General features: G+C 45.5%; 10 protein-coding genes and 1 pseudogene. 5 read left to right on the top strand and 6 right to left on the bottom strand.

All coding sequences use genetic code 11. From position 1 onward, the window contains the following. The 5 genes from L5M38_RS23075 to tkt all read right to left on the bottom strand — a co-directional run. The coding region (locus tag L5M38_RS23075; protein ID WP_263142523.1) for a transposase domain-containing protein at positions 1 to 180 on the bottom strand (180 nt) is incomplete at its 3' end. Between the two features lie 99 nt (positions 181 to 279). Continuing rightward, positions 280 to 1,347, bottom strand: coding sequence for a class II fructose-bisphosphate aldolase (gene fba / locus L5M38_RS23070; RefSeq protein ID WP_028761627.1), 1,068 nt, complete (start codon positions 1,345 to 1,347; stop codon positions 280 to 282). Positions 1,348 to 1,570: 223 nt separating this feature from the next. Further along, positions 1,571 to 2,746: a phosphoglycerate kinase gene (locus L5M38_RS23065; protein WP_105250097.1), complete on the bottom strand. Its 1,176-nt coding sequence runs from the start codon at positions 2,744 to 2,746 to the stop codon at positions 1,571 to 1,573. A 134-nt stretch (positions 2,747 to 2,880) separates the two neighbouring features. After that, positions 2,881 to 3,897 carry an erythrose-4-phosphate dehydrogenase gene (gene epd, locus L5M38_RS23060; protein ID WP_105250098.1) on the bottom strand — a complete coding sequence of 339 codons (1,017 nt, stop codon included), beginning with the start codon at positions 3,895 to 3,897 and terminating at the stop codon, positions 2,881 to 2,883. A 116-nt stretch (positions 3,898 to 4,013) separates the two neighbouring features. Further along, positions 4,014 to 6,008, bottom strand: coding sequence for a transketolase (gene tkt, locus L5M38_RS23055; protein WP_263180426.1), 1,995 nt, complete (start codon positions 6,006 to 6,008; stop codon positions 4,014 to 4,016). A 445-nt stretch (positions 6,009 to 6,453) separates the two neighbouring features. Here tkt and metK point away from each other — a divergent pair, with 445 nt between their 5' ends. From metK to L5M38_RS23040, 3 genes and pseudogenes are all read left to right on the top strand, one after another. Continuing rightward, entirely contained in the window at positions 6,454 to 7,605 is a 1,152-nt protein-coding gene (metK, locus tag L5M38_RS23050; protein ID WP_113939808.1) for a methionine adenosyltransferase, read from the top strand. A 155-nt stretch (positions 7,606 to 7,760) separates the two neighbouring features. Continuing rightward, on the top strand, positions 7,761 to 8,246 hold the full coding sequence (locus tag L5M38_RS23045) for a hypothetical protein (RefSeq protein ID WP_219254527.1): 486 nt from the start codon (positions 7,761 to 7,763) through the stop codon (positions 8,244 to 8,246). A 77-nt stretch (positions 8,247 to 8,323) separates the two neighbouring features. Beyond that, a pseudogene (locus tag L5M38_RS23040) lies at positions 8,324 to 8,649 on the top strand (transposase); the annotation flags it as partial. Positions 8,650 to 8,898: 249 nt separating this feature from the next. On the opposite strand, the gene L5M38_RS23035 reads toward L5M38_RS23040, so the two are convergent. Next, positions 8,899 to 11,313 (bottom strand): TonB-dependent receptor domain-containing protein, encoded by a 2,415-nt coding sequence (locus L5M38_RS23035; RefSeq protein ID WP_131525102.1) that lies wholly within the window; start codon positions 11,311 to 11,313, stop codon positions 8,899 to 8,901. Positions 11,314 to 11,471: 158 nt separating this feature from the next. Here L5M38_RS23035 and L5M38_RS23030 point away from each other — a divergent pair, with 158 nt between their 5' ends. Continuing rightward, positions 11,472 to 11,618 (top strand): hypothetical protein, encoded by a 147-nt coding sequence (locus L5M38_RS23030; protein WP_263180425.1) that lies wholly within the window; start codon positions 11,472 to 11,474, stop codon positions 11,616 to 11,618. A gap of 69 nt (positions 11,619 to 11,687) precedes the next feature. Further along, on the top strand, positions 11,688 to 11,862 hold a 175-nt coding region (locus L5M38_RS23025), incomplete at its 3' end, for a transposase (protein WP_263148818.1).

Here is an 11,862-nt window from a genome sequence, read left to right as displayed (position 1 = left end):
CCAAATCATCGCGTCCATCGGCAATTTACGCCGTCTTAACGTCGCAACGCCCTGAGAGTCTAGGCAAGATTGAATTAACTCAGGTTCTAACACATCTGCTAAGCAGGTGAATTCGGTTAGGCGGGTAATATGAGTACGGGCGAGTGCTTCTGAGAGTTGCATAAAAAAATCCGATGACATGAGGTCATCGGATTTTGATCTTTTCAGCGAGATCGTCAAGCGATCTGTCTTAACTGATCGGCATTACGCTTTAGCGGGTTTTTATCTCAGCGATAACGCTTACATATTGATCTTAGGATCTAACGCGCCAGACTGATACGCTTTATACATTGCTTGTAAAGACAATGGCTTAATCTTAGATGCTTGACCTGCACAGCCGAAAGCTTCATAGCGAACCGTACAGATATCGGCCATGGCTTCCATTGATGCTTTCAGGAATTTACGTGGATCAAATTCACTTGGGTGTTCAGCTAGGAATTTACGAACAGCACCCGTTGATGCTAAACGTAAGTCGGTATCAATGTTGACTTTACGTACACCATGTTTGATACCTTCTACGATTTCTTCTAATGGCACACCGTAGGTTTCTGGGATCTGACCACCATATTGGTTGATGATCTTTAGCCACTCTTGTGGCACAGAAGATGAACCGTGCATCACTAAGTGAGTATTAGGAATACGCGCATGAATTTCTTTGATGCGGTCGATACGCAGTACATCGCCCGTCGGTTTACGACTGAACTTATATGCACCATGGCTAGTACCGATAGCAATCGCGAGTGCATCAACATGGGTATCGGCAACGAAACGCGCCGCTTCTTCAGGGCTAGTCAGCATTTGATCGTGACTTAAAATACCTGATGCACCAACACCATCTTCTTCGCCAGCTTGGCCAGTTTCTAAGCTGCCTAAACAGCCGATTTCACCTTCAACTGACACACCACACGCATGGGCAAATGCCACTGTACGACGGGTAACATCAACGTTGTACTCGTACGATGCAGGCGTTTTGCCGTCAGCCATCAAAGAGCCGTCCATCATGACAGATGACATGCCTAATTGGATAGAACGCTGACAAATATCAGGATCGGTACCGTGGTCTTGGTGAATACACACAGGAATATCTGGGTACTGCTCAAGAGCTGCTGCCATCAAATATTTTAAGAACTGTGGGCGAGCGTATTTACGCGCGCCAGCAGAAGCTTGCACTATCACAGGGCTGTCTGTTGCTTCAGCGGCCTGCATGATGGCACGCATCTGCTCTAAGTTGTTAACGTTAAACGCAGGCACACCGTATCCATGTTCTGCTGCGTGATCAAGTAGTTGTCGTAGGGAAATTAACGCCATTTTTTAACTCCAATAATAGGGTGATATCTATCACCGAGGTCGCTATCGTTTGGATGGATTTTTATACCCGCATTCAACTCTGTACCTTAAATAAACAACTTAAATTAAGTACCTTAGATGAATACGGGCGGTTTTTTTATAATTTTTTACTTTTTATCAAAGCTTTGATGTTATCAGAGCTTATCGCGACGTCTTATGCGCCGCGTTTTTTAAAACTTAATGATTAAGCGCCGCGCTTTTCTAACATAGCCACAGCCGGTAATTCTTTACCTTCGAGGAACTCGAGGAAAGCACCGCCGCCAGTCGAAATGTAAGACACTTTATCGGCAATACCGTACTTATCAACCGCAGCCAAAGTGTCACCACCGCCTGCGATAGAGAACGCTTTTGAATCAGCAATCGCTTGGGCGATACGCTTAGTACCTTCACCGAATTGGTCGAATTCGAACACGCCCACAGGGCCGTTCCACACGATAGTGCCAGCAGATTCGATGATTTTAGCCAGTGCTTCAGCGCTATCTGGACCAATATCGAAAATCATTTCGCCATCAGCGACTTCGCTAACCGATTTTAACGTCGCTGTCGCAGTTGGGCTAAACTCGCCCGCAACGACCACATCAGTCGGCACAGGAATATCGGCGCCACGGGTCTTAGCATTGGCCACTAAACGTTTAGCTTCGTCGATCAAATCCGCTTCATACAGTGATTTACCAACATTGTAGCCCGCCGCCGCAATGAAAGTATTGGCAATACCGCCGCCAACAACTAACTGATCGACTATGCCTGAAAGACTTTCTAGCACGGTCAGCTTAGTCGACACTTTAGATCCACCGACAATCGCCACCATTGGACGCGCAGGGTTATCTAATGCCTTGCCTAAGGCATCTAATTCTTGCGCCAGTAATGGACCGGCACAGGCGATTGGGGCAAACATGCCCACGCCATGGGTCGATGCTTGGGCGCGATGTGCAGTACCGAAGGCGTCCATCACATAGACATCACACAGCGCCGCCATTTTTTTCGATAAGGCTTCGTTGTTCTTACCTTCACCCACGTTGAAACGCACGTTTTCGAACACAACCACTTCACCCACGGCAACGTCAACGCCATCTAAATAGTCGGTCGCTAAACGCACAGGACAAGACAGGGCTTTTGCCAAATAATCGACCACAGGTTGCATAGAATATTCAGCATTGTATTCGCCTTCGGTCGGACGACCTAAATGCGACATCACCATCACAGCCGCACCTTTTTCAAGGGCCAACTCGATAGTCGGTAGAGAGGCGCGCAGACGTGCATCACTGGTGACGACGCCATTGCTGACAGGGACATTGAGATCTTCGCGGATAAGCACGCGCTTACCTTGTAGATCCAGATCTGACATATTGATAATTGCCATGGTAACGCTTCCTTTTATAATCAAAAAACAAACTGTTTCACACATAGCCGGTATGAATTGACTGCCGCTCGGCGCTCGACATCCCGTCGAATTGACATAAATTCAGTGACCCACAAGTGAATAATCTACTTTTATCAGCCTCGCTTGGCCGCAATCATCGCCAAACTCGTATCTAACATACGATTGGCAAAACCCCACTCGTTATCGCACCACAGGAGTAACTTCACCAACTGACCGGCGCTCACGCGGGTCTGGGTACCATCGACAATACTGGAGCGCGGATCATGGTTGAAATCACATGAGACTAAGGGCTCATCAGTATAGCCTAAGATGCCATTAAATCGCCCATTGGCGGCTGATTCCAGCACCTGATTGACTGTGGCAATATCGACGGTTTTTTCTAAGGTCACGGACAAATCGATGGCGGTCACGTTGATGGTGGGCACGCGCACCGAAATCGCTTCAAACTTATTTTTCATGTGTGGCAAGATCCGCTCAATACCGCGGGCAAGCTTAGTGTCGACAGGAATAATCGATTGGCCAGCAGCGCGGGTACGACGCAAATCATCATGATAAGCATCAATCACTTGCTGATCATTCATCGCCGAATGGATAGTGGTAATGGCACCGCTTTTAACTCCGAAGTGGCGATCGAGCACATCGATCACAGGCACGATACAGTTTGTGGTGCAAGAAGCGTTGGACACCACAGTATGTTCGGCGCGGAGTAAATCGTGGTTTACACCATAGACAATCGTGCCATCGACATCGGCTGAGGATGGATGACTTATCAGCACTTGTTTAGCGCCGGCGTGAATATGGGCTTCGCAGCTTTGACGATCGACTAATACGCCTGTGGCTTCATAGACAATATCTATGTCCATCTCGTGCCAAGGGAGTTTTGCCGGATCGGGCTCGTGGAGAATTTTTATCGCATCGTCGCCAATCAGCATGTGATCATCGACGAGTTTCACTTTGTGCGCAAACCGACCGTGAGTGGTGTCGTACTGGGTCAGATGAATAATGGCTTCAGGTTTAGCTAATTCATTAATCGCGACAATCTGCATTTGCTGCCGTTTTCCAGACTCGTACAAAGCACGAAGAATAGAGCGGCCGATACGGCCATAACCATTGATAGCGACTCGGATCATTGAGGTCTCAATTTCCTCTTAATACAAAAACGGCCTGCAAACGATTGCAGGCCGCATTATACAGATTAACACTTAAAAAGTTTAACCTTTTGTATTGAATCTAATCCCTTGAGCGATTAGCCCAATGATTTTGCAGCATTCAGCACATTTTCAACGGTGAAACCGAAGTGATTCAATAGCACGTTACCCGGCGCAGACTCACCAAATGTGGTCATGCCCACAACTGTGCCTTCAAACCCGACGTACTTGTACCAGAAATCGGTATGCGCCGCTTCAATAGCCACACGTTTAGTCACTGCACGTGGTAATACAGATTCTTTATACGCGGCATCTTGCTTATCGAACTCAGTCGTCGATGGCATAGAAACTACGCGAACGTGTTTACCTTGCTCAGTCAGTGCAGCGGCTGCATCCATTGCCAATTGTACTTCGCTACCAGTTGCGATCAGGATCAGTTCTGGTGTACCCGCACAGTCTTGCAGTACATAAGCACCTTTAGCCACATTAGCTAATTGCTCAGCGGTACGCGCTTGCGCTTTCAGGTTTTGACGGCTGAAGATCAGTGACGTAGGTGCATTACGGCGCTCAATCGCCACTTTCCAAGAAACAGCCGTTTCTGCCGCATCACATGGACGCCATACGGCCATATTTGGCGTCATACGCAGGTTAGCTAATTGCTCAACTGGCTGATGCGTTGGGCCATCTTCACCTTGACCGATAGAGTCATGGGTATAAACGAAGATGTTTTGAATGCCCATCAGCGCCGACATACGAACTGCGTTACGAGCATATTCCATGAACATCATGAAAGTTGCGCCGTAATTGATGAAACCACCATGCAGCGAAGCACCGTTCATAATGCCGCTCATGCCGAATTCACGCACGCCGTAGTAAATGTAGTTACCAGCTGGATCGTCTTGAATACCTTTAGAACCTGACCACAGTGTCAAGTTAGAACCCGCTAAGTCAGCAGAGCCGCCTAACAGTTCAGGCAACATAGCGCCAAATGCACCGATAGCATTTTGTGAGGCTTTACGGCTCGCAATGCCTTCGGCTTTGTCCTGTGATGCTTGTACGAATGCCTGCGCTTTTTCTTCGAAATCAGCCGGTAATTCACCTTTCAGAACGCGACGCTCATATTCAGCAGCCAGTTCTGGGTGAGCAGCGCGATATGCTGCAAACTTCTCGTTCCACGCTGCTTCACGGGCCGCACCGGCTTCTTTGGCATCCCAACCGGCATAAACGTCAGCAGGGATTTCAAATGGTGCATGTGGCCAGCCAAGGAATTCACGGGCGGCTGCGATTTCTGCATCGCCTAGTGGCGCGCCGTGACAATCGTGGCTGCCAGATTTGTTGGGTGAACCAAAACCGATAATGGTTTTGCAGCAAATCATGGTTGGTTTATCGGTAACGGCTTTAGCCGCTTCGATAGCAGCACGGATTGCCGCGCTATCGTGACCGTCAACACCGGCAATCACATGCCAGCCGTAAGCTTCAAAACGTTTTGGCGTATCATCGGTGAACCAGCCTTCAACATGGCCATCGATAGAAATACCGTTGTCATCCCAAAATGCGACCAGTTTACCTAAACCTAAAGTACCGGCTAATGAACAGGCTTCGTGGGAAATGCCTTCCATCAAACAGCCATCGCCGAGGAAGCAGTAAGTGTAGTGATCAACGATATCGTGACCATCACGGTTAAACTGTGCCGCTAAGGTTTTCTCAGCAATCGCCATACCGACAGCGTTGCTGATGCCCGCACCGAGTGGACCCGTTGTGGTTTCAACACCTGGGGTGTAACCGTATTCTGGGTGACCCGGGGTTTTAGAATGCAATTGACGGAACTGTTTTAGCTCTTCAATTGGTAATTCATAACCAGTCAGGTGAAGTAAAGAGTAAATCAGCATTGAACCGTGACCGTTAGAGAGGATAAAACGATCTCTATCTACCCATTTCGGATTGTTCGGGTTGTGCTTAAGGAAATCATTCCACAGCACTTCAGCAATATCTGCCATACCCATTGGGGCGCCGGGATGGCCTGAATTTGCTTTTTGAACTGCATCCATACTTAACGCACGGATTGCGTTTGCGAGTACTTTACGGGAAGACATGCTCTCTCCTGCTTGTTTGTGGGGTCTAGCGGGCAATTTGGATGCATATTTTCCCCTACATGCCAGTGTGACGCAAACTAAAATTACCATTCACTCAGCAAAAGATGGGCGAATATGTACCCAAACAACCTGAAGATGCAGGATTCAGGTCGCTTGGGTATACAAGTCGCAGAAACAAGCCAGTCACTTTGCTGGCGTTTACTTGAGAGGGCATAGCAAGGATCACTTGTAATGGAGAAATAAATTTCTCAAAAACATAGTAAACTTAATGCTATGAAATATAAGTAAAATAACCTATTTATGACAGAGCGTAGTCGTTTTCAGGTCACAATCTGAGAGGATTTTTTATTATCGGGGGTGATCGGCAATCGGATTTAAACTAAAATAGCCGTCTAGATGTAGATGCTTCTACACGTTTGAATGCTAACGACGAGATTTTCCTACTATGGCAAAGCACTTGTTTACTTCTGAGTCGGTATCAGAAGGTCATCCCGATAAGATTGCAGATCAGATTTCTGATGCTGTGCTAGATGCAATTCTGGCTCAAGATCCAAAAGCACGCGTAGCGTGTGAAACTTATGTCAAAACCGGCATGGTATTAGTGGGTGGTGAAGTCACTACCTCTGCCTGGGTTGATATTGAAGAAATCACCCGTAAAACGGTGCGTGAAATTGGTTATACCCATTCAGATATGGGGTTTGATGCAGACTCGTGCGCAGTATTAAACGCCATTGGTAAGCAATCACCCGACATCAATCAAGGTGTAGATCGCGCAGACCCTGCAGAGCAAGGTGCTGGCGATCAAGGGTTAATGTTTGGCTATGCCAACAACGAAACCGACATTCTGATGCCTGCACCTATCACCTATGCCCACGCATTAGTGAAACGTCAGTCTGAAGTGCGTAAAAATGGCACGCTACCTTGGTTACGCCCAGATGCGAAAAGCCAAGTCACTTTTGCCTATGATGATGGCAAAATTATCGGTATCGATGCAGTTGTGTTATCGACTCAGCACAGAGATGACGTTTCACAAGCCGACTTAATTGAAGGCGTGATGGAAACCATTATCAAGCCAGTATTACCGGCTCAATGGTTAAACAAAGATACTAAGTTCTTTATCAACCCAACTGGCCGTTTTGTTATCGGTGGTCCAGTAGGCGATTGCGGCTTAACGGGTCGTAAGATCATCGTTGACACCTACGGCGGCATGGCCCGTCATGGTGGTGGCGCATTCTCTGGTAAAGATCCATCAAAAGTGGATCGTAGCGCGGCATATGCTGCCCGTTATGTGGCAAAAAACATAGTTGCAGCAGGTCTTGCTGATCGCTGTGAAATCCAAGTGTCTTACGCAATTGGTGTGGCAGAGCCGACCTCTATCAGCATCGAGACCTTCGGTACCGGTAAAGTATCTGAAGAAGTGCTGATCAAGTTAGTACGTCAACACTTTGAACTGCGCCCATACGGTTTAACGGCCATGCTAGATTTAGCACGTCCAATTTATCAAGCGACCGCCGCTTATGGCCACTTTGGTCGCAGCGAATTCCCATGGGAAGCGACTGATAAAGCCGAAATATTACGTGCTGACGCGGGTCTATAGTCTTAATTCATTTCAATTTTTACACTTAAGACCCATAAAAAACCGCTACCCAGCGGTTTTTTTATGTCTGACATTTAGTTAGATTAATAGTGCTAAGACAAATATGGCAAGATAAAAAGCAGCATATACACAGACCATTAGAGTGCACTGATCCCATGACCGATAACGCCATCTTATTACAGCAACTTCAATCTTGTGCATGGGCAGCCAACGTAGGTCTGCCAGAGGAAACAGCAAAGACATACGGTACATTAGAGGAGATCGCCGCTTTTCTTGAATCCGATCCTGAAGCCTTTTTTGAAACACCTTACGAAATCCACTATGAAAGCCTGTGTGTAACTGATCATGACTTGGCAAATTCGTTAAAAACAAAGGCAGTAGTAAATGATGTGCATGCTTGGATTTCTGACAGCGAAGTCGATGAAATTTCTAAGTCAGCTTACCTCTCCACTTGGAAAATTATTCCCGTTGCAGAAATATGCGCGCTGACATCCGATGACGCTAATACGCTCGCAACACTGCTACTAGCTGACGTTAAACTTTCAGCCTTTACGAGTGAACGCCTATTTTGGTATCTCTGTGGAAGAATACCCTTTGGTTATATTGGTACTTACCCAAACGGGCAATGGCTGATACTTTAGACTTATACGCTAGCACCTTTAATGTTTCTGACTTCATCTAGGATCTATTGAGCTTTCGAGAATGATTTTTAGAGAGCATGCCAAGATTGATACTAACCAATGCACGCAGGGAAACGCTATTTCATTTAATGAACAGCACAGGCCATGTTTATGATAAACCTGAACATAGACAAACATTCGAAGGCATTCTTTACCGCCTTCTAGCAGGCCCCCCTTAGCAAGATTGACCCAAAGAGTTGGGCCATTGGAGTACGGTTTTTAGAGGGTTTCATTTATGGTCTAAAAAGACATTCAGGCCTATTTACTCAAAGCTTTAGTGAAAATGGCCGACACGGAATGGGTCTTTATTGATGGCTCGATAGTGCGGACTCTCCAGCACAGTGCAGGTGCACTGAGTAATGAGTAATGAGTAATGAGTAATGAGTAATGAGTAATGAGTAATGAGTAATGAGTAATGAGTAATGAGTAATGAGTAATGAGTAATGAGTAATGAGTAATGAGTAATGAGTAATGAGTAATGAGTAATGAGTAATGAGTAATGAGAGTTACCCTATTGTTTAATTGATAGTGGATACCTTTATCAAACGGGTAACTCTCAGTTTTATCTATCGCCCATGAATATCAAATAATGGCTAATGCACAGGGTATTCGTTTAGAAACGTACATTCATACCAACCCAGAAGTTACGGGCCTTATCTTTGTTATTAAAATCATCAACGTAAGATGCTGTGTATCCGTTTTGGCCATTATCGTCAGAGACACAAGTCGTGCTAGTGTCACTACATTCGGTGAAGACAATATCGTATGAAGTAAAATCTTTATCAAACAAGTTATTTACTCGCATGTTGAAGGTGACAAACTCACTCGCCTGATAAGAACCACCAAGATGGAACACGTTATAACCCTTATAGTAAAGTGCAGCATCATTAATGATATCCCAAGAGCGATAACGTTTAGCACGGTATTCTGAGGTCAAGAATACGTTAAATGAGTCGGTCAACTCCCATTTTAATGTCGCGTTTGCCATATGCTTGGCACTGTTGCCGAGTGGACGGCCTTGCTCTGCACCGCTTTTCTGCTCGCTATCTGTGTAGGTATAATTAGCATTTAACGTTAAGGCATCTAGAATTTCCCAACGTCCCGCGAGCTCAGCTCCTTGAATAGTAACTTTATCTATGTTGACTGTTTTGCTACTGACTGCATAACCTAAATCAGCATATTCACCCGCATCGGAACATTCTATGCTCGTACCTTTACCACAGGGTTGTGAAGCAATCTTATCGTCAAAGTCATTTTTAAAGATAGTGACGTTAAAATTATGGCCATCTGGATGAGACCAATACAGGGCGACTTCGCTGGACACACTGGTTTCAGCTTCGAGATCTGGGTTACCAAATTGCGGTGAGGTTCCTTGGCCACCAAAGCCAACGACACCATCATACAATTGTGTGGTTTTAGGTGTTTTAAAACCTGTGCTCACCCCACCCTTTACAGTCCACTCATTATTAATGGTGTAAACGCCGTATAGACGTGGGCTGAGTTGATTGCCAAATATTTCATGATCATCATGACGTAAACCCGCAGTAACAGATAAATCAGAAGTCATGCTCCATGTATCTTCAGCAAAAACAGACCACATATTATGTTCTTGTACTGCGCCCGGCGTACCTTCTTCCATACCAAATACACCGTCTTTCAACTCACCACGAATCACCTGCGCACCCGTCACTGCGACATGATTTCCTGCAGCTTCAAATGGAATATCGAGTTTCATATCAAGCGTATATTGATTACTTGCCATTTCGCGTTTAGGTCTAGGCAGGAAAGTGGATTCAGCAATCGCTTTACGTTCGGCTTCAGTCATGCCGGTGTAATCCCCTTTACCATCAATCATCTGCAGTAGTAATACTCGCTCAGCAGTGGTAAATGGCAGTGTGCGGCCATTATTTTGTGTGTCTACATAGGATAGTGACACAAAGCTTGTACCAAAATCCCAAGCACCTTCATGGGTTAATGCCCAAGCATCACGGGTAAATTTTTGAGTCTCGCTGTAACCCGCTCGCGGATTTGAGCGTCTTGCCCATTCACCACCGCTGGCTAGACAAGCAGCCTCACGGGAACCTACGCCGCCTTTACAGAAGTTACTGGCAATCCAGAGACTATCGATATTATCAACAGTACCAAGCGGATACTCGCGTTCACCGTTATCATTGATCAGTGGTGTATTATCATAATCTTGAGATGAGGAATCTAAATCAAACCAAATTTTGTGATGTTCATTTAACGTCCAACTTAAACTACCACCTAACATATGATTTTCGTTATCGACGGTTTTACCGCCACCACCAAAACCGAGTGAACGAGTGCGTACTTCTCCATTAGGATAATCTACTGGTGCGTACTCTGGTGTAGACCCCATTCGATCATAGATACTGCCATGAATAGATAACCCAAGAACGCCTTTAATGAGGGGACCCATCACGCTGAAATCGGTAGTGATATCTTCACCATAGGCATCATTGGTTTGATGAGTTCGGCTGTGAGTGATAGAGCCAGACCATTCGTCGCCCACTTTTTTAGTGATGATGTTCACCACACCACCTAGAGCATCTGCACCGTATAACGTTGATGCTGGCCCACGAATAACTTCAATTCGATCAATAGCATCAAGTGGTGGTACATGACCAAATTGATTGCCACCAAAACTGTTTGGATAAATATCACCATGGTTATTCTGACGCTTACCATCGACAAGGATTAAGGTATAGTCAGATCCCATACCGCGTAGACTGATGGTACCTTGCCCTGTTTTATCACGGGTTTCACCAATATCAACCCCTTCCAAGTCACGCACTGCATCTAGGAGAGTGGTATAAGGTTTTATCATCAAATCTTCTTGGGTGATAACAGAAATACTGGCAGGTGCATCAACCAATTTCTGTTCATATCCAGAGGCAGTAACAACCATAACTTCCATTTTTCTGTCGGGAGCCTCTTCGGCTTGGACAAAATTACCCGTAAATACAGCGGTAATGGCAACTGCCAAGCAAGTTTGACGAAATAACATAAACCTCTCCTGTTTAGTAAACTTAGTTTACAAATGCAACTTATAAATAATTTCGCGAATGATAATGATTAACATTAGTAAGATCAATCAAAAGTTGAATACAACAGAAATAACATTTACGTTTATAAAGTAATCACATTCCAGAAAGAGTTTTTGACATGAACTTTGAAGTTATGAGTGAAGAAAATATCGCGATTGTGGATGCGCTGGTAGACTGCGTTCGGCAATATAATGCTGGGCTCTTAGGACCCGAGAAATCAGTACCTTTGACTGTCATTGCACGTGATGAAGCTGGCAAGTTGTAGTGGCACACTAATTTTGGCCACCTAAATAGAGGTGATATTATTACCTCGTAGATGACTTTAGGTGAACACATGAGATCGACAACCAGAAAAACATTTAGTGCTGAATTCAAACTTGAAGCAGCCCAATTAGTCCTCGATAAAAACCATAGCATCATCGAAGCTGCAAAGGCGATGAACGTTGGTAAGTCCACTATGGATAAATGGGTGAGACAGTTAAAACTAGAACGCCAGGGTGGCACACCAA

Origin of the sequence: Shewanella sp. SM101, assembly GCF_025654465.1 — a bacterium.
Taxonomy (GTDB): Bacteria; Pseudomonadota; Gammaproteobacteria; order Enterobacterales; family Shewanellaceae; genus Shewanella; species Shewanella oncorhynchi.
Note: the sequence above shows the minus strand (reverse complement) of the source record. Positions and strands in the feature narration are given on the sequence as shown.